Source organism: Microcoleus sp. ARI1-B5 (genome assembly GCF_036705795.1).
Taxonomy (GTDB): domain Bacteria; phylum Cyanobacteriota; class Cyanobacteriia; order Cyanobacteriales; family Microcoleaceae; genus Microcoleus.
Map to the genome: position 1 here is coordinate 105,485 of NZ_JAUBVK010000011.1, position 21,974 is coordinate 127,458.

Consider the following 21,974-nt stretch of genomic DNA (forward strand, 5'->3'; position numbering starts at 1 on the left):
GAGATCACCATTCATCGGGGAAAAAAGCAACACCGTTACCACTAACTGTGTTTACGACCAAAGCCCGATCGAGAAAATCGTTGCGCCGTTCGCAAGAAGTCTCAGCAATCAGCAAACACCCATGACAAGCAGCCCCATGTAAGAAACGGTCTTCGGCATGATTTTCCGGTTCGTGTTGAGCACACACTGGGTCGTTAGAGCAAAGCCTTCCCAACTCCAATGCGCTGATTAACAGTAATTCAATGCGCTTGCCAATTTGCACCAGTCCCCCCAAAGTTCCATCATTACCAGAGGTGCCGGTATAGAGCAAAATACCGTAGCCTGAATCCCCAGCATAAATGCGTTCCCGGATGGCACTAGCCGCGTAGCCACATTCCAGAGAAACAGCAGTAATTAATAAGTGAGAGAGGGAGTGCAACATAATGTAAGGCAATCCCGGAAACTTGGCTTTGTCCTGCGGAATCCCTCTAGTGTTACACCATTTCTGGAAACCCCTATCCAACTCTTCCCCTCTTTCTCGAACAGCTTTTTGCTTGATCCATTGGTCAATTGCCTGTTTTTTAAAGGCTATAAATACTCCTTCACCCCTATTTTCAATCGCCGGTACCCACGTCGGATCGATGTCAAGAGCTGCCCGTCGCACGTTAATATCTAATTCACCCTCAATATCCGGCATAGCTGCTTCAAAACGAGTAAATCCGACTTGCGCCACGACTTCTCGGAGCCGATGCACTAGAATAATGCGTTCAATGCGAGCTGTTGCGAGAGGATTTAACCCCTCTAACTTGCGAGCGCGAGCGTAAAAATCTCCTTCGGACACATCTTCCCCAACTTCATCAGGACTAGCAAGTAAAGTTTCAATCTCTACTTGCTTAATGCTCTTTTTTATATTAGAAAATCCTGCCTTCCTTCGCTGTATTTCTGCCCAAACCGCTTCGTTGCTTAAACCTTCTAAAGCATTAAGAACTTTTTGTTTTTTTCGCTCTTTTTTGATATCATTTAACTCTTCAGCATATTGCAGGAAATCTTCATAAACTTGATTGACAGCTTCCCTGAGTTTCGCGTCTGTGTCCGGCAGAGAAATCACGCTAAGCACTTGAGCAAAATAAGCATTACTCGCCGATCGCACTAACAGTCGATTATACAACGGGCGATCGCCCTCTCTAGAAAGGCAGGGTTCTTTTGCAACAGGGCCGAGCCAAGGGCGCTCTCCCAAGCACCTGCCGAGCACTTTAGAATACGGGACAGTGGCATCAGAAAGGGGGCGACGGGCTTTGCAAGCTTCGCACCGGACGAAGATTTCAGCGAAATCATTGCCAGAACCGCTTTCATCGAGCCACAATTGCCCTCGGCATGGAGCGTCCAAATTGTTGTGGGCGAAAGCATTCCAATTGATATCGCTGATATGTCCGTTGGCGCAAGCTTGCACGAAGCGTACCGGAACAACAGGCTTTTTTTTCTTCTCACCATTAAGATATTTTCCCTTAACTAAACTCCCCCAACGAATTAAAGGTCTGGTGCGGTATTCTTTGCCGTTGGGAGTTTTCCAAGTGCTATCATCTTGCGCTACAAACCAAGCGGGAAATGTGAAAGCGGTGATCCCTGTGCGAGGGCCGCTGGGGTTTTGTTCATCTACAGGGGGAGCGTACAGGGAAACGCGGCCCAGGCCGAGAATTTCGGCAACTCGCTCTTCCAGGCGCTCTTCGTGGATGCGCGAGCGATCGCCCCGCCAGTGGTTCAACCCGCCGATAATAATCGAATAGTTGGGCAAATCGACCATTGCCCCTGGCCCGAAGGTGGTTAAAATTTGACTTTGGCGAATTTGTCCTGATGGGATTTTCATATTGATTTTATTTAGTTTGTAGTTGGTAGGGTAAGTCAGCCGGAAATTTGTTCGCAATTAGTTACTTAGTAGGGTGCGTCAGGAAGAAATCTTCCGCTCGGCAAATAATCTTTTTTTCTGATGCACCCTACTGAGTTTATTTGTAGGCTGCGTCAGAGAGAAATTTGCTCGCAATTAAATAATCTTTTTTTCTGACGCACCCTAAGCGAGTTAATCTTGATGCTCAATCTGACGCGACGTGGGCGAATTAATCCTCCTCATCAATCTCTAAGCCATCTGGATTTTTCACCCACAAATTGACAACGGGTTCCACATCTCTCAAACTACGCTGTGCTTTAAATTTTTTAGCGGGTTGCGGTTGCCTCTGCAAGTCTGGGTCAAGGGGGTCAAATAATAAAGGCGGTGCAACTCCCACTTCTTGCTGATATTGCAAACTGCCTTTTTCCGAAGCTATATATTGCCAAGTATCGAGCAAATTATTGACTCGCTCTTTTAGTTTTAGGCGCAATTCTTCGGTTTCTTCAACGTCTCGGTCTTGGTCGTGGATTTCAGAACGCTGGGCAATGATATCAGCAACAAAATCTAAGTTTGAGCGCTGTTCTGTAATTTTAATTGCATTTAAAGGTGCAGTCATTTCTGGATTACCTAGACGCGCTAAAGCAACGGTAATAGCAGCAATCCCCCGGTCAATGGCACGGGGGGAAAAAGGCGTAACGCTGGTTGCTTCGACTGCCCGGTAAAAAGTGTTGTGCCACACGCCGAAACGTTCGTAGTGAGAGCGATCGCGCGGTCTGTGTACATTTAATAATGTTACCACTAATCCCGGTCGCTGTTCGTCTCGCCCTACTCGCGAGGTTGCTTGAATGTACTCGGCGGCTGTTTTTGGCTGTCCTAATACGACCATTAATCCGAGGCGAGTAATATCTAAACCCACAGAAATCATATTAGTTGCTAGTGCAGCGTCCACCCGGTGTGCGTCTGAAAAAGCTAAGGCTAAACAGCGCTTTGCTTCCGAAACTTGGCTAGTGCTAACGCGAGAAGTTAATTCTAAAGGTTCATCGTTAATTCGGCGGTTAGCAAAACATCCTGACTGCTCATTTTCCCGTTTTCTCTGGCTATATCCTAACAATCTAGATTTGACTTCATCTTCAACAATGCGCCGACTTCCTCCCAGTTCTCGCAGAGAATTAAAATAACCCAATAAGGTCATGTAAGAGTCAGCAGGATTATTTTTATTCTTCGCGCCGCCGTTGGCATCCCAATGTTTTTGAGCCGCCCCTAATACAGCTAAATAAGTCCGCAGCAAGATGACTTTTAAGCTGCGACCTTGAGCGGCAATGCCGATATAAGTGCGGGGGTTTTGTTCCGTGGCGGGGACAGTTTTGGCGAAGAATGAATCGCGGCGGTCTGGACCAGGAGGCGGAAAAACATCGACTTCTGTGCGACCAAATAAGGCGCGAATTTGTTTTGTTGCTCGCCGCACGGTTGCAGTTGAAGCAACTATTTTAGGATAGATTTTTTTGCCATCTTTGTCAATAGCTGATAAGGCGTCAATAGCCGTTTCATAAAGTCCGACCATCGTGCCTAACGGCCCGGAAATTAGGTGCAATTCATCTTGTATAATTAAATCGGGTGGTAGGAGAGGTTTTTCTAGTGTCCGACCGATGCCAATAGTAGCCGGGCCGTAAAATCCGTTGTCATCATAGCGATCGACTTTTCCGAATAAAGCCCCACTTTCTCCGACCCAAGGTAGGTTGGCAAATTTATCGACTGTGGCGATGATAAAACAGGGGACGCGGCGATAGATGGGGTCATCAACCGCAACAATGGGCAAGGGATTATTTCCTTTAAAAGTACATTGCGGTTGGCCATTGGCAAGGCGTTTACGGTTGGTGCAGAGAATTCTTAAATCCGTGGGATTGTCTGCATTGGGGAATAAGGTAAAGGAGTTGCGGGTGAATTTTTCACCGCACCAAGGGCAGTTTTCTAAGGGAATGGGTGAGGGCTTATTACGATCGTCGTTTTGATAGGCAATAGTGCGTTTACGGGCACTGTCTGGGTTGGTGTCCTCTTTGCGTCCCATCCGGTTTGGTGTGGCTGCTTGTCCGACCCACAACCCGATTTCAAAAGGCCAAGTGCCGAGTTTTTGAACATCGTTTTGCCGTTCTAACTCTAAAGCGCAGATCAGAGTGGCGGCGCGACTCAGTTGGTCTAAGGTTAACAGGCGTAAAGTGTAGCGCATTAAGACACTAACCCCGGCCCCGCTAAGCCCTGGATTTCGTAACCGTCGCAGAACTAAAGTAAATGCGGCTAACCCTAAATATGCTTCGGTTTTGCCGCCGCCGGTGGGAAAAAATAGCAAATCTACGATTTCCCGATCGCCCATTTCTGGATCGGCAATTCCAGTTAAGTTCATCAGCAGGAAGGCTAGCTGAAACGGCCGCCATTTGGGGGCGTGGATTTCTGCGGGGGTTTTCTCACTGTCATGGGTGGCCCGTTGACGGATGGATCTGGCGATCGCGAAATTGGCAATTCTAAAGGCCTCGAACACTTCGGGGTCATTCATAGCGTCGAGGCCCGCAGCGATGCGATCACGCGCGACTTGGGCGCGGTTGAGCAAATTTTGGGCAATTTGAGCTCGGTTGGGTTCGAGGGGGAATTTGTCCCGCTGGCCTGCAATCCAATCGCCATAAGCTGTTACCATTGGCTCTAGCATTGACCGCAAAGCTGCCGGAGTGGGTGCTGCGGCGATCGCTTCCATTTCCAGTTCAGTTCCGGGTACAACGGCCGCGATGACTTTTTCTACGTCAGCGGTGGGTATCCAGGCGGTGCGAATTTCATTGCAAATCGAGTCGGAGTGGACGAGGGCGATCGCCGAAATGTTGTGGCCAACAGCAAATTCGCAGTCTTCCCGATACTGCAAGTCTGCCACCTTTTCATCCCAATCATCATCGGTTTGTCCCCGCAAATTCGGGCGGGCGACGAGGGGGTAGGGGGTGTGAATAGTTAAAGTTGCTTGGAAGATGTAAGTGGTATCTCGCAAGGAGTCGTCGGTGGTGGGGGTGCGGTAGTTGACAAGGAAAGCGGAGACGGAACGGGTACCGGGGGGTAACTTAATCTGGGACAAGACGGGGCGAACGGAAATGACGAGTTTTAAGCCGCCGCTGTCGGGAATGTCCAAGGTGTAGGGCGCGGTGCTGCTTTTGATGGGAACATCTAGTTCTACCTGTTGAGGTTTCCGCAGCCAATCACCGGAGACGAGACTTTGCAGTTTGGTTTCTGCTTTTTCCTCTTCTGTGGGAATGGGCGAGTAGTCGCCCCAAGATGCGATCGCCCGGAAGTGAGTTGCTTCTTTGGGAACCAGGAAACTCAGCCCCATTGAAGAGGGAAAAAATGCTCTGCGGGCGGAGGATTTTTCTGGGGGGTTTTCGTCGTCGCCGGGACTGGGGCGACTGAGTTCGTCGAGTTCGTCGGTGCTGGTGTCGTCGCTACGTTGTTCGAGGCCGGCCCCGTAGGGTACGAGAAAACCGCTGAGATACCAGCGGGAAGGGGGTTGGTTGATGATTTCTGCGGCGTGGGCTTCGTCGTCGGGAATGGGGCCGATCAGGTCGAGTTGTAAAGCGTCGATTAGGTGTTGGCGGACTTGGGCGGGGGTTGTCGGGGTTGCATTGATATTCATTAATATGTCTTTACCTTTAATTAGATTGTTTAATAATTAGTCCAAACTTTAATCCCTAAATGATTCCTTACTTGTATCAAAGGAATCTTTTTTTTTGAGTTGTAGCTTGCACGGCTGTATGAAGGTTTCCTAATTGAATCTTTGTTTTTTTTCCATTAAAACGCTGACCTGTAGTAGTCACTGTATAAGGTTTGACCGTCAGCACTTGAGTGGTGGTGTTATACGACTTCATCAATTCTTCATACGCATTGATCAGATTACGTGTTCGCAGGTATCCTGGCTCTTCAAGCGACAGTTCTTTTTCTTTTTTTATATTTTTATAAGCTTCTTCTAAATTAGAAAATAAAATTTGAGCTATCCCTATAGATTGTGGATTCACTGTACCGGGAAGGGCTACCCATTCCAGACTTCCCATTATTTCCTTTTCATATCCTTTTAATATAGGAAATGTCCAAGGCATATCTACAACATTAATATCGTTCTTACCTGGCACTGCAATTCCTATTTCATTAATTATTACATCCTTATAACCTTTGTTTACAACTTCAATTAATAAATAATTTCTTAATGGCTGTTGTATCGCTGGTAAACTAACACTATCTCGCTTAAGTTTAATGGTTATTTTTATTTTATCTTTATTCCAGTCATAAATAATTTTACTTACATTAACCACTCCAAAAAATATAGTAATTAATCCAAAAAGAATATAAAATAATGGTTGGTATGTTTGGAGCTGAGTCGGCGTTAAAGATGATAGCCACGATTTTAAAGCATCAAACATTATGTAATACCTCATCGAAGTTTAATTAATTTACCGAGATTGGCAAAATGTTCTCAGCCCCCCAGATAGCATCTCGAAAATCTGGGGATTTATAAAGTTTCACTTTCCTTGCCAATCGTTTGTATAACGCAGGTTACTCTTTATTATCTTAAACTCTGGGTATTACGTCAAGTTTTTTCGTTAAATAAATTGACAAAGCAGGTAGCAATAGGATAATTTGGGAGGATATACCTAAATTTTATACTTTTTTTTGTGGGCAAAAGCGAAAATACAGAAAACGCGAGGGAACACTGGAAGCAAAAGCTAAACAATGCGCTTTCACAACCTGAGATACCCATCATGGCAACAACTTATCGCAAAGGATGGAAGACGAAAGCAGAACCAGTTTTGCTTAAGTGTAATGATGGTAGAGAGTATATGGTGAAAGGTCAGCAAGCAGGCAGACAAATTGTAAATGACCAGATTACTGCAAGGCTTGGCTTTGCAATAGGCGCACCCGTTGGCGAACCTAAGATTGTTGAAGTGTCGGCTGAACTTATTGCGATTGAACCTCGTCTCTCTCATATTCCTTCAGGCACAGCACACGCTACTTTCTTTATACCAGATTGCTTTGATAGTTGGGAGTTGATTGCAACTAGCGAACCTAAAAATAGATCCAGGTTTGTTTTGCTTGCTGTGTTGTACGGATGGGTCTATGCTAACGACATCCAGTTTATTTTCCAGAAGAATCCACCGCGATTAGTTTACTCGGTGGATCATGGTCATTTCTTTCCCGGTGGCCCCAATTGGACAGAGCGTGATCTGATACAAGCACCCAAAGCTGAACTAAACTCCTATTTGTGTGAAAATTGCAACTTTACCCCAGATGAGATTAGCTCGGCACTCCGGGCGCTTTCAAGCGTCAGTGAAGAAACAATCATTCAAGCAGTGGCGGCTCCGCTTAACGAGTGGGGGCTAACTCTTGACGAGCGTGTTACTCTAGTAGAATACTTAACTAGACAGCAACAACAATTATTAACTTTTTTGTAAGCACTTTCTTATAGAGGGAGGCAAAAGCAATGGCAAGCAGATATAGTATCGTTCAATACGTCCCCAATCCCATCGCTGACGAACGGATTAATATTGGCGTTGTTGCTTTTGATGACAATGATGTGCGCGTACAATTTTTGAATAATTGGAGTCGAGTGCAGGCTTTTGGTCGCGAAGATATTCATTTTCTCAGAGACTTTGCGAAACGAATGAACTTCGCCGCCAGTGAGGGTTTGCTTTTCCCCGGAGATGAGCCAGATGGCACTCCTAAACATGAGCGATTAAAAAAAATTGCACAGGGTTGGATTAACAGTATTCAATTCACAGAACCTCGCGGATCTTTGGAAAATGTCGAGAGTTTATTAGAAGATATCGCGCAGACTTACCTGGTTAATGTAGTTTCTGCAACAACTAAGCGAACTCGCCAAGATGCTGCGAGAATTACAACTTCTCTAATTAGAAAAACTCTTACATCTTATGATGATAAACCTGCTTTAAAAGAAATGCTAAAAGATAATTTTCCTGTAAAAGGAAGTCATAAAGAACACAGGTTTGATGCGGTTGTTGCTAACGGTCAACCTTACTTAGTCGCGCATGGGATATCCTTTGAAGTTCACCCGCCTGAAACTTTGCAAGATTCTATTTCTTGGATGATTTTAGATGTTAAAGAATCTGACACTAAATTGCCTATAGGAATTGTTGCACTTCCCCCAAAACAAGAGTGGCAGGATTATGAAAAACTAAACAAAGTGTATCAAACAACTATCTCAACTTACAGGAGTTTGGGGGCGGAAGTTTTGCAAGAAAATGAAGTACAACCTTGGGCATCTCAGACTATTGATAAGTTAGTTGCAATGGTGTGAGTAGGGTGCGTCAGTCGTAAATTCTCTGCTAATTGCGATCGCTCGCAGGCCTGACGCACCCTACAGATTACAGCTTGGTAGGGTGCGTCAGTCATCAATTCTCTGCTAATTGCGATAAATCTTCCCCTGACGCACCCTACAGATTACAGACTATCAGGAAAACCAGGAATACTAGGCGGATTATCTGAAACTTTTTTGCGAGATTTAGAAGCTGTCTTTTTACCTCCTTTCGCCTTCGCCTCGGCCGCTTTCCCTCCCAGAATTTCCTCTTGAGAGCGTTTCAGATTCAATTCAAGCAATCTCGCTAATACTTCATCGTGGATTTCTTCAGACCATTTATACCGCCAAGGTTTTTTATTCTGGCGTTTACTAATTCCTTCGCTTTCTTCCTCTTCTTCTTCGTAGTCAAGGATGAATTCGCAGTCGGTGGCGATGGCGATGTCTGTCCACCCGTAGGCGTTTAATACGGCTTGATCGCATTCTTGATGTAATTGTCGCAGTTTTATTATATCCGGGTGGCGTTCGTCGGGATCGTGGAAGCGGTGGTAGGTGTCGGTGAGTCCCTGGTTATTGCGTACCATTAAATCAGCGCGATATTCATAGTAGGTTTTGCCTATTTCTTCTAATTGCGGGTTGGTTTCCCAGTTTGAGGGGAAGGGGAAGGTTTCAAAGCAGTCTGTGGGTGTGTAGCGAAGGTCATCTTTCATGGATGAACCGAAAAACCTTGCCCAAATTTCATGGATGCGGGATTGCATAACACAAAAAAAAGAATCTTTTTCGTATGCAAATATTACTAATGCTTCAGAAAAAACATTATTTGCAGACATGAATGCTGTTGACCAGTGTGGTTGATGACGGGCAACAACTAACACACGATCGCACTTGGCGATCGCTTTATGTAGATCAGTACGAGGTCGAGTAAACTGCCACCATTTTTCTTTGGCGCCTTTATCTTTTTGCGCTAATCTCTCCGGCTTAACTTTTTCTTCTACAATTTGCATCAAATCTGGATATTCCCGCGCCTGGACCTCACTCATCTCACCAAAATTAATCACATAACGATTATGAGCATGAGTCGGACTAGAATTAACCTCCTCACCGCCAATATAAGGAAAAATTCGCTCAGCATTTTTAGGATTTTGTTCAATCAGGCGGTGCATTTCTGCAATCGCTGTTGCTTCCCGGTTAGTATCATCAAATGTAAACCCCATGCCTAATACGGTGCTACCTTGAAAACTTTTATTAGCATTTGCTAATAAAGTTGGAGGATTTTCATTACCCCCCGCATGAAACAGAAAAGCAGAAATTTTATTGACTTGTCGCCCATCGAGAATCGGCAGCGTCCCCGCCAGAGATATTGATGATAAATCGCCTTGTGTCGGGTGCGTCGCCGCGAGAGATATTGAGGATAAATCGAGATTTTTAGTAGCGACGCACCCGACTTTTTGAATGTGAATCACACTCACCACCACCGCCGCCCAACCCGGCCATTTACACCGCTTCGTCGCATTATAAATAATACCGCCATTCTGACAAATATATCTTAACCCCGTACTCCGCGTATCACCTTGAGCAATCGTATTCGTAGCAATTAAACCAAAACCACCGCCATTTCTAAGAATCGTAAAAGCCCGTCTAAAAAAGTGCGCCACTAAATCAGAATTTCCATGCGATTCTGGATGAACCACCTTTAACCAATCCATAAATCCAGGTACATTCGCATTAATCGCCGTATTCTTACCCGCAAACGGCGGATTCCCGATAATCGCATCGAACCCCGCATTTTTTCTATCAAAAACCTCTGGAAATTCAATCTCCCAATTAAACGGCATAATTGGCTTTTCTAACATCTGCAAACTTTCAGCAATCCCTTCCACCTGCTTAATATTAACCACCCCCGAACGCCAATCATTAACCTTCTGCGAAAACTCAATTCTTTTTTCCTTCCGTTCCTTTTCTTTATCCCCAGCAAAAAAAGCAGCAAGGGCAATATTTGCCGTTAACCTAGCTTCCTGTAATTCCGATTCCGCCTTTTCAAACCGTTGCCGTTTTTCCACATCTAAATCGTCATCTAACTTCGCAATCTCATCCCGATAAATCTTAGCTTGTTCTACCTTATCTTTTAACAAAGCCAATAAAGGCTGATTATAAATATCCGTCGCCTTCACAAACTCCCCAATTTCCGCACGAGTCAACCCCACTAAAGAATCGCCACATTTCAACGCATGATCTAAAAAAGTAAACGGATGTTCTTTCGCCAAAGTCACCAACCATAGCGACAGCTTCGCCAAATTAGTTGCAAACGGATTTTTATCCACCCCATACAAACACCGTTGCGCTACCAATCGCCGCGCAAACAACAAAGGATATTCATCTAGGGGAATTTCTGGCAAAGAATTGTGTTTGTTCCAAGCTTCCACTAACCTCTCTGCTAACTGGCGGCAAGTTTCTACCAAAAACGCCCCGGAACCCATCGCCAAATCGCAAATTTTTAACTCTAAAATTTCTTCTGGCGTGGCATCTTCTCCCAATCCTGCTAATATCGGTCTGAGAGTTTCCCTAACAATTGGTTCCGTCATCGCCCGCGGCGTATAATGGGAACCACTGCGCCGCCGTTCCTCCCCAGGTTGCAAATAAAGAGAACCCACAGGCATTAAAGTAGGAGTTTGCGCTGATACTTTCCGCCCTAACGCCGCGACTAAATCATCAGCGTTTTTCGCTTCCTTTAACGCTTTGAGAGAATTTCCAGAAATCTCGCATCCCGCGACTTCTTTTAAATATTTCGCACGGTCATTTGCCTTAGTTTTGAGAATTTCCTCGACGCTAACCACAACCGTAACAGAGACTTTTGAACTTTTAGGTTTACTCCACACTCCTATAGATGGACTCTGCGCCCGTTCAACTTCGTAGCCCATCACCGCCTCGTAAACCGAACCAATTTGTTCGACATCCAGAGCACGGTAAGAAAGTCTGTCTCCGTCCAAAATCAACAACCGATTTAATACGCGAAAAATTACCCCATCGGAAATACGCGGCACTTCTGTGGGGTGGGTTGCTATTTCTACGTTTGTCTGGTGCGGATCTGTTTCATCCTTGGATTTTTTACTGATATTTTCGGTGGCGACACACCCTACATTTTGGTTCGTTGCTGTTTCATCCTTGGATTTTTTACTGATATTTTCCGTGGCGACACACCCTACTAAAAAGGGGTATTCATTCGGGTCAAATAACTGACCGTGACGGGCCGGTAAATACTGAGGTAAATGGCCGCCGCCCTCATAAACCAACCCAAACAAACTCAATAACCACGCCCAAGCGCCATACCGCTGATCCATCGTATCGGGATAATTTCCCCCATCAATTTGCAACCGTTCATACAGTCCCGTCACCGCATAATTCCGCGCATACACTGAATCTTGCGGCATCAATCCCTCATCTTCGGCGTACAACAAAAACACCAACCGCATTAAAGTTGTAATCAATCCCCCATAAATATGCTGCGGTTCTGTTTGAGCAATTTCACTCAATAACTTACCATTACTCGCCTCATCCGCTGTCTGAAATCCCCGCAACAATTCCCAGAGGGCATCTAAAACCTGTTCGGCTAATTTTGTCGAAACTTCACTTTGATATTTGCGGCTTTCCTGCAACAAAGCTGGCAAACGGCGTTCCGGCGGCGCCACAAAAATGCGATCCGAACCTAACAGCATTACCATCGCACTTAAAATTGGGCGGCCGGCCACTTCGCACATCGCCGCCACCGGAAACGTCAAATACCCCGACGATTCGCCACGCGGCGCATAAACCAAGCGCAATAGCGAACCGTTGCACAATAACCCCACGTTAACGCTCGTTTCGCGCAATAATCGTTCAAATTTTGCTTGTGGCGAAGCGTTCCACTGACCTGTTTTTTCTGATTCTAAATCTAATTCATCAAAAGAGCGATTATTTTCTATAATTTGGACTAATATACAGGGGCGAACTGCTTCGGGATCGAGAACTGTATAAGTTGGTTTTAAAGTCTCGCCGTAGTCAGGAAGCGGCACCGTGAATTCTGCTGCAATTTCTGCCACTAAATCATAGGATTCCCACCCCAAAACCTCGGCAACAAAGGCGGGGAAATCGGAAATTAATGCTTGATTTTGTTCGCTATTTGTGGTAATAATTTCTTGGAAAGCTTGCTGCAATTCAACGATATTGCGATTCGGCACGCACTGAAATTTTACTAAGGCGGGAGGCGACACAACAAGTCCCACTGGTTGCAGGAATCCCAACCATTCTTTATGTCTGATTAATTCTGGATCTTGTGCCATTGTTCCTCCTGACTTTAGCTTTTCCCTAAATTGTATAATTGTAAGGTGCGTCAGCTTTAAAATACTACCCAGACTAGATTGTAGGGTGCGTCAGCTTTAAAATACGCAACTATAACTATGAATAATCGCCTGACGCACCCTACCCAGACTAGATTGTAGGGTGCGTCAGTCTCAAAATACCCAACTATAACTATGAATAACCGCCTGACGCACCCTACCCAGACTAGATTGTAGGGTGCGTCAGCTTTAAAATACTCAACTATAACCTCAACTATAACTATGAATAATCGCCTGACGTACCCTACCCAGACTCTGACGCACCTTACCCAAACTCAACCCGACACCGGATATAAATACATTAACCCCACTGGTTCAACTCGAACCGCTTTTACCTGATAAATGGCTTCAATTCGGGTCGGTTCTTTCACTAATTCCTCAGACAAACTTTGCAGACGTTTCTGCCAATAACGCCTATCAGCATCCACTTGTCGCTGTTCCTCTTCTGGAAAAAGAGATAACTGAATCGCTTGAGTTTCTTGTTGCCGTGCTAAAATGCGCTGTTGCTGCTGTTCTAAAATTTTTTTCATCTCAGTTGCTTCTTTCAAACCGCGCTCATTTAACTTCCGCTTTGCCCTTTGGGCTAATACTTCTGCCCGACTTTCGAGGTTCGGAATTAACTCCTCAACATCCTGAGACGCACTTTCCTTTAGGCGAATTTTTACCCCTTCAGAAACCTCTCGCAATCGCGGATTTGCCAAAGAATTTTCTAGCAATTCCAATACATTTTCTTTCTCTCCCTCTCCCAAAGGCTTCAGTTTTTTCCGCCCCCTATTTGCCGGATCTATCCACTCCGCAGCAACGGCAATTACTTCATCATGAAGTCGGGTAGCGCCTTCTCCATAAAGTGACAATCTCCCCAAGGCAATAACTTTAGGAATCGGGTCATCGGTGAGACAAATACAAGCGCGAGTTAATTCATCATGCAGAAATCCTTGGGCTAAAAATCGTCCCAATAATCGCTGCACAATTTTGTGTTCTAAATGCAAGTGTACCACTTCGCCATCCAGAGAACCTGGGTCACGAAAAACTACTGGTCGGATGGGAGATTCCCTACGCCAATCCCAGAGTTGTTGACTTCTTTGGCGAGGTTTTCTTAAGGTATCCAGCGTCACTGTCCAAGTTGGATCTGCCCCGACTCGTTGGTTAAGTGCAGGGATTTCCCATTTCGCTGTTTCTGGATTGTGGTTTGCTGCGATTACGTCAATGGGTTTGAGTTGCTGTGCACCTAAAATTTCCAAGGAAGCGGAGATTGCATCCCGGAAATGGCGGTCATCTAAACCTAACCAATCCCGCGATTTCTTGAGCATTTCTTGGAGTTCGGAAATCTGTTTAGTGAGGTCTTGTTTGCGAAGGCGAATTTCTTCTAATTCTTCGCCAATGGCGGTGGATGTGTTAGGATTAATTGTTTCTGAGTTGATTGTGGAGGGTGCGTCTGTATTAAATGTTTCTAACTGCGTACTTGAATTAGGACTGACGCACCTTACAGATATTTGTTCAAGGGATTGAGTAATTTTTCCCAGTTCTTTATGAATAATCCCATTGTGCAGCAAACGAGACATACTTTTTTCAACAACAGGTGTCAAAGTTCCCAACTCTGCTTGAATGGTTTTTGTCTTCTGAATTAAAACCTCTAAAACTCGATCTTCAATTCGCTGCGGCAATACAAAATAATGGCAATTCACAACAGGCGATCGCTGAAGCTTGCGATCGATGCGACCGTTGCGTTGTTCCATGCGACTGGGATTCCAAGGTATGTCAAAATGGAATAAATCAGCACAATAATTTTGTAAGTTTATCCCTTCTCGTGCTGCATCTGTGGCAATCAGAATGCGGAGGGGATTGCTGGCTGGGTCGCTGTTAAATGCCTGTTTAATAGCCTCGCGCCGTTCTTCGCCAATGCCACCATGAAAAACGCCGATTCGTTGGTGTTCTAAGTGAGAATTGGCAAAGGCAGATCGCAATTGTTCTTCTAAGTAACGTTTGGTATCCGTATATTCTGTGAAAATCAGGACGCGCCGCTCTAACCATTGAGCATTTGGCTGCCCTAAATCGGGACACAGATTTTCTCTAATCCAGTCAATTAACTTAATAATTCTCGGGTCAGGTTGATAACGAGCAGCATTGGCAATTTCCGCCATTTCTGACAAAATCTCTTGTTCTCGCTGGGTAATTTGTGATAAACTATTAGCAGTAGCCGCTGCCATTTGTGCGTCTTCTTCTGCCTGCACTTCTTCCTCTGGCAGTTCCGCCCGCTCATCATCACCTCCCGCCGATTCTGACAGCAGTTGTAAGCGTTCTAAGCGCAAAATTGGCTGTTTAGAAACTTGCTTTTCTAAAGCTACTCGGTGAACTTTCAACGTGCGAGTAAAGGCTTCGATAGATGACAGCAAGCGCTTTTGCAAATTGGTAATTACTAACATCGCCGCTGCTTGGTGGCTGCGAGATTCACCTTGCAATCGCTCTTCTCGCAATTCTCGATAGTGTTGCAGCAAGCGCGAAAGTTGGAGTTCGGGTGCAGTTTCAGGCAGGTTGTCGATCGAGATCGCAATCACTTCCCGTTTAGGAAAATCATCGCCAATTTCCCGCAAGTCTCGCTTGAGACGGCGCACCATTACGGAGTCGAGTAATTTGCGATCGCGCACGGGGACACCCCGGCAAAACCGCTGCGGATCTAAAATTTCTAACAACGCTGCAAAACTATTAGAATGGCCGTTGTGAGGCGTTGCTGAGAGAAATAACTTATGTTCAAAACGAGGCGCTAAATCTCGCACAGTGCGAGTTAGCTGGGAATCAACGGCATATTTAGCACCGCTGGCAGGGGCGGCATTGTGCGCTTCATCTAAAATCAGCATCGATGTGGCTGCAAATTCGCCCAACCAATCTCGCAGTGGGCCCGTGTAGGTTTCATCTCTGAGCAAAGCATGGGAGATGATGAAGCGGGTGTGAGTGGTCCAGGGGTTGATGCCGTACCCGCGATCGCGCCTGCAGGTGGCCACAAAGGAGCGATCGCAAATTATGAAACTGAGCCCGAAGCGGCTTTCCATTTCTTCTTGCCACTGCCGCACGACAGTAGGGGGGCAAGAAATCACTACTCGTCGCACTTTCTGGCGGATCAGCATTTCCCGCAAAATCAGTCCCGCCTCGATCGTTTTGCCCAAGCCTACGTCGTCGGCAATAAATAACCCAACTCTCGGCATGAGTAAGGCTTTGCGGAGGGGTTCTAACTGGTAAGCTTTAACTTCGATGCCTGCTCGGTAGGGAGATTGAAATAGCTTAGGTTCGGTTGAAGTAACGCAGTTCCAGCGCAGGGTGTGCAGGTAAGCTGAGAAGAGTTTAGGATTGTCGAAGCCCCGCTTCGCGACGGAATCCCAGGAGTTATTGCCGATCGCTACGGCGTCAACTTCTCGCTCCCACAGAACTTCGAGGCTTTCTCCCAAGGCATCATCTTCTAAGCACGACAGTCGCACTAAGGTGTCTGTATCCTCGGAGAATTTGGGTGCGACTTCTTCGACGAGGTATTGGCGCGATCGCACCTTGACAATTTGCCCAGTTTTTAGTTGCATTTTGCTACTGTACTTGCGATCGTTTTTTCTGTAAATATTTTTAATGATATTTTTCGGCTATCCCCAGCTCGCTTGCTGGTTTAATTGGGTCAATACTTCTGGCTCATAAACAAGTCAGGGCGAGCATCTTCAACATCAAAGAAGCGCAACCCTTTGTACGGAAAGTCCCCATCTGGGGATAGGAATAAAAATTTGCTCCCGTTCGCCCGTCAAACTAACAGTCTTGGACGCACTAAGCGGGCGGTTTTGTAAAGGTTTGAGATTCTTCGCGCGCTGGGCGAGCGAATGACATAATGTGGAAGCGTGCGTCTAGGACTAAATAATTTCACTGTTGAACGGCTCACTTCAAAAGCCCGATCGCCTTGACGAGCTGTTCCGGCTGTACCTCCAAATAGCGCTGGAGACTCGACAAATTTTTGTGTCCCGAAATCTCCATAATTACCCGCAGCGGCACCCCCGCATTGCTCAAATTAGTCAGCGCCGTCCGCCGCATCGAATGTGTTGAAGCCCCCTTAATTCTTACCCGCTTGCAAGCTTCTTTAAAAATCACATCCGCCTGAGCGCGAGTCAAAGGCTTCGTATTGTCTCGGCCCGGAAACAAAAAACCCGCATCTGGATTGTAAGCCTTTAAATACTTAGCCAGTATAGGATGGAGCGGCAGCGTTCGCGTTGCTGATTTTCCCTTTGTCGTCGCTTTCCGCAACGTGACTGACCCCCCAACAATGTCGTGAGTTGTTAAAGCTAACGCCTCTGAAATGCGGCAGGCGCAGTAAAAAGTTACAGCAAACAAAAGCCTGTCCCTTGCTGTAATAAAACCCCGGTCAAACAGTCGGTCAATTTCTGCGGGCGTCAAAATCTTAGCGCGCCCATTCCCTTGAACCTTCACGGCGCAGCCTTTTAGAGTAAATTCCTTCATTATTGGACGAAAGGGAGTTTACGTCAAGTAGGCTAACTGGCTTCTATTCTTTGATGGCCAACCAAATCCGGCTTAATCGCTTTCTGGGCAATCGGAGGCGCTTGTTGCAAGTCACTTCCCGCTTATTGCTATTCAACTGACTCGAATTCTCAGGAAAGTTGATAATCGGCAAGGTAGCGATCGCGTCGATGAGGTCTCCGAAGGTAACAGGTTCAAGGGCCACCATAACAGCACGATTAAATATAACTTGCGCTCGTAACAATTTAATTATACTATTTTTTGATTCAACTTGCAAGTTTTTTTGCTATTTTCGTTCCTCATTAATAAAAAGTTATGAATCTTTTGGAAAAGAGCTTCCCTCACTCATGCAAAAAAAATGCCATTGCAGTCGGCGAGCAAAAGCATTGTTATAAGTTTCAGAGGGTAAACGAGCGGGCTGGTTAATTGGTTGGTGAGCGAAACTTTTCGCTCGCCACTCTTAACGCCGAACGCGCACCTTTTGTTCAATAAATACAAGGCTAAGGCTCAATCCCTAAAGGCTAATCGACCAGTGTTATACCAATTTTCTAAAGTAGTGCTACAATTAGTAGAGGTCATTTTTGTAAGTTAGTACCCAAACAGAAGTCGGAAAAATGTCAGGAGTGGTTAAAATTGATATCCGGGAAACAGAAGAAGAACTGAAAGCTCTTCTGGGGAGAGAGAAAGACGCTCACCGCCACGAAAAACTGCTTCTTCTGTATTGGCTCAAAACCCAAACGGTAGAAACCGTATTGTCTGCTGCTGTGCGGCGCACGGGAAACATCGTACCACGGTACAAAAATGGTTGTCTAGTTATAGAAAAGGAGGAATAGAAAAATTATTATTCCAGAAACCTCGTTCGGGAAGACCAAAAATAATGAATCCTGAAACTATAGAGAAGTTATCAAAGGAATTGCAAGACCCAGAAGGATTCAGTAGCTACAAAGAAGTACATCAATGGTTGACAAGCTGCTGTGAAGTAAAAGTGGCATATCGGACAGTACACCAGTGGACAAGATATCGGCTAAAAGGGAAATTAAAAGTCCCGCGTCCCGTGAGTGAAAAACAGAAAAGTTGCGAGTAGTAGAAGAATTTTAAAAAAACTGTCATCTCTAATCAAAAGCAGTCGCTCGTCAGAGTGAGAGCTTTTTAAAGCCGTGGAAAAAAGTGCGATATTGGAGTGAAGATGAAAGTCGGATGGGGTTACATACAATTCAGAGAAGAAAGTTAACTCATCGCGGAATCAAACCGCAAGGAAAAGTACAATGGGATTTTATTTATATGTGGCTGTACGGAGCAGTAGAGCCGCTAACAGGAGAAGGATTTTTTTACGAGTTTACTCATCTGGACTAGGGAATTTAACGGCTGACGATTGACATAATCAATCAAGACTTCATTTTCTTGAAAATATCCAGCATAAAAGCTGTCATGAAGCCGAACAGCTTTATAATCAAGCCAGTGACACCCCTCCCCTTTTGGTCCTCTAATCCGAACTTTCCCTCCGTCTACGCTGGTTTCTTTAATGGGAAATTCGGCTCTTGGTTCAACCAATTGTTGGTTTTCTACCAATCTATGTAAAGTGGTATGACCTATCTTAACTCCCGTCTGTACTTCAATTTCTTGGGACGCCTTGGAATATGATAAGTTGGCTACTTGTCTCCGTCAGCATTTTTCAAAAAATGGAGCTAATTGAGTCGATTTTTTGAGGTTTAATTGTTCCGCTTGTTTTTCAGTTATTGTTAACTCACCCACACAGCTTTTTACGGTGCGGGGACGTCCTTTTTCTGTTCCCGTTGTTTCTTTGATAAAAAAAAAGCGACTTGGGGTCCCACCATTTCAAGCCATTGTTTTCTAAGGTGTCTTTCTATGCTTTCCAAGCTATCTAATGCCTCGGGGGGAGTGTTTTTATATAAAGTTTTGGCAATTTCAGCAGTATAGGCTTCTAAACGTTCTTGTTCGTCCGGTGTCATGTTGGATTCCTAAAAATTATTCCTTGACTATTGTAACTCTTGAGCCATTCTATTATTCGCCGAATATAAAATAACTCATTGACCCTAAAACCGATTTTTCGGCAAAGTTCTAGTAGGGAGGTTGAAAAATTTTACAAAAATATCATACTTCTGCATATTTGCAAAACCGGGATGCTCCCTTTCATAACTCTTTAAATCTCAGTATACCGTCTTAGTGTGCTTTTACTGTTTCAGCCTGCCTACAGTCCGGAAGTCAACCCAATAGAAAGACTCTGGGGATATATAAAAGAACAATTGAAATGGTTGAGGTTTGAACAAATAGAAGAGTTAAGAGCGGCGGTGCAAAAAGAGTTAAAAAAGTTGACTAATGAATTCATTGCTTCTTTGACGGGATGGCAATTTATTTTAGACGCCATATTTGTAGCAGGACTTTAGGAAAATAGTATTAGTTTCGGGCATAAATTAACAGCGATAGAGCAGGAAATTATTACTGGAAAATGTTAAAATAATAGCGTTATGGTAAACTGTAGTAACGAGCGAATAGGGACAGTATATGGGAGAGCTTTCGATCGTGAAGTTAGTGGAAAAACACATTATTTTTCGCCACCACTGGAACGCAAATGCTTTGGGATACAGGGCCTGGTAGTACGGAAAGTTCGGGTTACTCCTTACAAAAAGGTTCGAGAAAGCAAGTGAGATATTTGTCTATCAAACCTGTAACTATTATTAGCATGAAGAGGCTAGGCTATGGAGTTATCTACTACCACCACCACCACGATAGATGGCGACCGCATTCAAGAGTACGCCAAGAAGCTACGCCAGAGTAATTTTTTAGAAACTTTGGCCTTGAATGTAGCAATGGGGATTCATGCCGAAATTACTAAAAGGGATGAAACATTAGAAGGCTTTAGTCATAAGTGTGTTGATGAACTCGAAAAATTTCTCAAAGAGCAGATAGTTGATGATGCTTTCTACTTGACAAAAGCAGAGGAAATATTAAATCATCTGACCCTCTGGCTTCAGGCAGGTAGAACCGAGGAAAATTTATGGAAAAACGTGGCACTTGATTCAGCTTTAATTTTTCTAGAGCCACTCGATTTATCCAATCGGACACTAGATGAGTTAACCGCTATGCTGGGGCTGGCTTCACAAACAGTTCCCGCAACCGAACCCCAGCTATTTATCAGCACCACAATCACTCAAATACTCACCTCAGCCCCTCCTAGAACGGCTTGCAAGTCCTTATTACGAATTTTGGATTGGCAAGAAGATACCCATAAAAATGTGTTTTTTCGAGATAATTACAGCACGGGTTTTGTTAAGTTAGCCTTAAAGGATAAAGACCCAGTTACTAAAGAATATTTTTACTTTACAGGCAAGGCAGCCTGGGGAATTATTGAGGAATTTGGCAATTTGGGGAAAGATACTGCCAAACTCCACTGTTTACTATCTGCCTATGTTTTTCAACAGGCTGTGCCTTGGAGAACTGAAATTAAGCTAGCTGGAACTGGGAAAAATGGCGGCACTAACCTCATAGACTTAATGGGTTGGGGTGAGCGTAAAGATATGACCACTTCCCAGAAGTTACTCAGGATAGAGCAATGCCTGAAGCTTCTGAGAAGGCTGGACGCTACCATTAAATGGAATATCGGGAAGCTAGGATGCGATATGAATTCCCTCATTTGGGACGTTGCTGTGGAGCGCTACGGGCAGCGTAACATTTTCACAGATGAAATTGATGAACCAACAGAAATAGTAGCCTTCATTCGGGCGGGTAGATGGGCTGAGTTTTTCTTTAATAAACCTGGCAAGAATGCCAGACCTCCAGTTGCCTTATATGAGTTTGGTTGGATTTCAGAAGCGACGCTCAAAATGAACCCGTATCATGATGAGCTAGCATTCTTAATTGCCATCAATATAACAACAGAAAGCGCCATTCATACAAATGGGAAATACACGGTTAAGACCGTGCTAGAGATGGTGATGCCGAAAAATGAGATTGAATTAGCCCGTAAGGATCATCGCTACGCTGGTAAGCTGAAGCAACGTTGGGATAAAGCCTTAATGCAGCTAGCTGAGTTAGATTGGCAGATTATATATGACTCTGAAACCTACCCAGAATGGTTGCGTCCTGGAAGTACAACAGGTAAACCCAAAGATTGCAAAAAAAGAATTATTGATTTACTGCTAGAAGCTGGCGTCACCATCAAGCCTCCCGGTAAAATTCCTGCCTTGATAGCTGCTAAAAAATCAGCATCTTTGCCCCGGAAACGGAAATCAGCATTTGCTGCCCCGTTAGAGTGGGAACCGATACAGAAGGCTTGTGAAGCAAAGGATTGGACGAAGCAAAGAGTCATCGCCGAAAAGCTGGGCATATCTCAGCAGCTAGTCTCACAGCTTCAGCGCGGCAAGCCAATTAGCCCCAAAACCGCCGCCCACCTCAAAAAAATCTTGCCTAAAGTGCTACCAGAATTGTCAATCTAGCTTCCCGTCCCCTTGACCCCAACTCCAGCCCCAAGCGTAGTAAGGCTGGAGTTTTGCGTAGTAAGGCAAAAATGACATCAAAATCACCTTCAAACTTTTACCAGGCAAGGCTTATGACTTTACTACGGACACACCCGGATCTAGTGACAAAAACACCCGGATCTGGTGACAAAAACTCCCGGATCTGGTGACAACTCAATTTTGAAACTCTTGACTAGCAAGCATTTCAGAACCTTAGTACGCGCGAATTAACTATTAATTAATTATCTTTGATCGGCGTGCAAGCAGCGATTTTCAGAACATGAGACAAAGGGATGTTCCCCACTCAAGGAATAGCCCGGTGAAGATTTATCGAGATAGCACAGGCATTGACCTTCAAAATCAGTCCTCACAGAGACTCATAGTCCACTTAACCCCATCTGACCCGTTCATGAGGCGCTCTGGCGGTAGCCAGA

Annotated in this window: 13 protein-coding genes; 6 read left to right on the plus strand and 7 right to left on the minus strand. The window is 45.0% G+C overall.

Annotated features, from left to right (window positions below):
* Positions 1–4: 4 nt before the first annotated feature.
* From QUB63_RS17940 to QUB63_RS17950, 3 genes are all read right to left on the minus strand, one after another.
* Positions 5–1,843, minus strand: coding sequence for a DUF1998 domain-containing protein (locus QUB63_RS17940; RefSeq protein ID WP_332946621.1), 1,839 nt, complete (start codon positions 1,841–1,843; stop codon positions 5–7).
* Positions 1,844–2,090: 247 nt separating this feature from the next.
* Positions 2,091–5,522 (minus strand): DISARM system helicase DrmA, encoded by a 3,432-nt coding sequence (drmA, locus tag QUB63_RS17945; RefSeq protein ID WP_332946622.1) that lies wholly within the window; start codon positions 5,520–5,522, stop codon positions 2,091–2,093.
* Positions 5,523–5,598: 76 nt separating this feature from the next.
* On the minus strand, positions 5,599–6,303 hold the full coding sequence (locus QUB63_RS17950) for a hypothetical protein (protein ID WP_332946624.1): 705 nt from the start codon (positions 6,301–6,303) through the stop codon (positions 5,599–5,601).
* A gap of 339 nt (positions 6,304–6,642) precedes the next feature.
* On the opposite strand from QUB63_RS17950, the gene QUB63_RS17955 reads away from it, so the two are divergent.
* Positions 6,643–7,332: a HipA family kinase gene (locus tag QUB63_RS17955; RefSeq protein WP_332946625.1), complete on the plus strand. Its 690-nt coding sequence runs from the start codon at positions 6,643–6,645 to the stop codon at positions 7,330–7,332.
* A 29-nt stretch (positions 7,333–7,361) separates the two neighbouring features.
* Entirely contained in the window at positions 7,362–8,195 is an 834-nt protein-coding gene (locus QUB63_RS17960; RefSeq protein ID WP_332946626.1) for a DUF3037 domain-containing protein, read from the plus strand.
* A 143-nt stretch (positions 8,196–8,338) separates the two neighbouring features.
* On the opposite strand, the gene QUB63_RS17965 is transcribed toward QUB63_RS17960, so the two are convergent.
* The 3 genes from QUB63_RS17965 to QUB63_RS17975 form a co-directional block, all read right to left on the minus strand.
* Entirely contained in the window at positions 8,339–12,508 is a 4,170-nt protein-coding gene (locus QUB63_RS17965) for an Eco57I restriction-modification methylase domain-containing protein (protein ID WP_332946627.1), read from the minus strand.
* 332 nt (positions 12,509–12,840) lie between these two features.
* Positions 12,841–16,131 (minus strand): DISARM system SNF2-like helicase DrmD, encoded by a 3,291-nt coding sequence (gene drmD / locus QUB63_RS17970; protein ID WP_332946628.1) that lies wholly within the window; start codon positions 16,129–16,131, stop codon positions 12,841–12,843.
* Between the two features lie 340 nt (positions 16,132–16,471).
* Complete coding sequence (locus tag QUB63_RS17975) at positions 16,472–17,047, minus strand: tyrosine-type recombinase/integrase (RefSeq protein ID WP_332946629.1); 576 nt, start codon at positions 17,045–17,047, stop codon at positions 16,472–16,474.
* A 641-nt stretch (positions 17,048–17,688) separates the two neighbouring features.
* Here QUB63_RS17975 and QUB63_RS17980 point away from each other — a divergent pair.
* Both QUB63_RS17980 and QUB63_RS35100 read left to right on the plus strand, forming a co-directional pair.
* Positions 17,689–17,898 carry a hypothetical protein gene (locus QUB63_RS17980; RefSeq protein WP_332946630.1) on the plus strand — a complete coding sequence of 70 codons (210 nt, stop codon included), beginning with the start codon at positions 17,689–17,691 and terminating at the stop codon, positions 17,896–17,898.
* Positions 17,871–18,149, plus strand: a complete 279-nt coding sequence (locus QUB63_RS35100; RefSeq protein ID WP_333365235.1) for a helix-turn-helix domain-containing protein — start codon at positions 17,871–17,873, stop codon at positions 18,147–18,149. Before QUB63_RS17980 ends, QUB63_RS35100 begins: the two co-directional genes overlap by 28 nt.
* 676 nt (positions 18,150–18,825) lie before the next feature.
* Here the strand turns inward: QUB63_RS35100 and QUB63_RS17985 are convergent.
* Positions 18,826–19,035 carry a hypothetical protein gene (locus tag QUB63_RS17985; protein ID WP_332946631.1) on the minus strand — a complete coding sequence of 70 codons (210 nt, stop codon included), beginning with the start codon at positions 19,033–19,035 and terminating at the stop codon, positions 18,826–18,828.
* Between the two features lie 216 nt (positions 19,036–19,251).
* Here QUB63_RS17985 and QUB63_RS17990 point away from each other — a divergent pair, with 216 nt between their 5' ends.
* Positions 19,252–19,470 carry a transposase gene (locus tag QUB63_RS17990; RefSeq protein WP_332946632.1) on the plus strand — a complete coding sequence of 73 codons (219 nt, stop codon included), beginning with the start codon at positions 19,252–19,254 and terminating at the stop codon, positions 19,468–19,470.
* Between the two features lie 411 nt (positions 19,471–19,881).
* Positions 19,882–21,519, plus strand: coding sequence for a helix-turn-helix domain-containing protein (locus QUB63_RS17995; RefSeq protein WP_332946633.1), 1,638 nt, complete (start codon positions 19,882–19,884; stop codon positions 21,517–21,519).
* Positions 21,520–21,974 lie beyond the last annotated feature (455 nt).

Excerpts from the sequence above, each read along its gene's own strand:
- QUB63_RS17960 (WP_332946626.1), top strand. The coding sequence starts at position 7,362 with ATGGCAAGCAGATATAGTATCGTTCAATACGTCCCCAATCCCATCGCT.
- drmA (WP_332946622.1), bottom strand. The coding sequence starts at position 5,522 with ATGAATATCAATGCAACCCCGACAACCCCCGCCCAAGTCCGCCAACAC.
- QUB63_RS17985 (WP_332946631.1), bottom strand. The coding sequence starts at position 19,035 with ATGACACCGGACGAACAAGAACGTTTAGAAGCCTATACTGCTGAAATT.
- QUB63_RS17940 (WP_332946621.1), bottom strand. The coding sequence starts at position 1,843 with ATGAAAATCCCATCAGGACAAATTCGCCAAAGTCAAATTTTAACCACC.
- QUB63_RS17975 (WP_332946629.1), bottom strand. The coding sequence starts at position 17,047 with ATGAAGGAATTTACTCTAAAAGGCTGCGCCGTGAAGGTTCAAGGGAAT.
- QUB63_RS17965 (WP_332946627.1), bottom strand. The coding sequence starts at position 12,508 with ATGGCACAAGATCCAGAATTAATCAGACATAAAGAATGGTTGGGATTC.
- QUB63_RS17950 (WP_332946624.1), bottom strand. The coding sequence starts at position 6,303 with ATGTTTGATGCTTTAAAATCGTGGCTATCATCTTTAACGCCGACTCAG.
- drmD (WP_332946628.1), bottom strand. The coding sequence starts at position 16,131 with ATGCAACTAAAAACTGGGCAAATTGTCAAGGTGCGATCGCGCCAATAC.
- QUB63_RS17955 (WP_332946625.1), top strand. The coding sequence starts at position 6,643 with ATGGCAACAACTTATCGCAAAGGATGGAAGACGAAAGCAGAACCAGTT.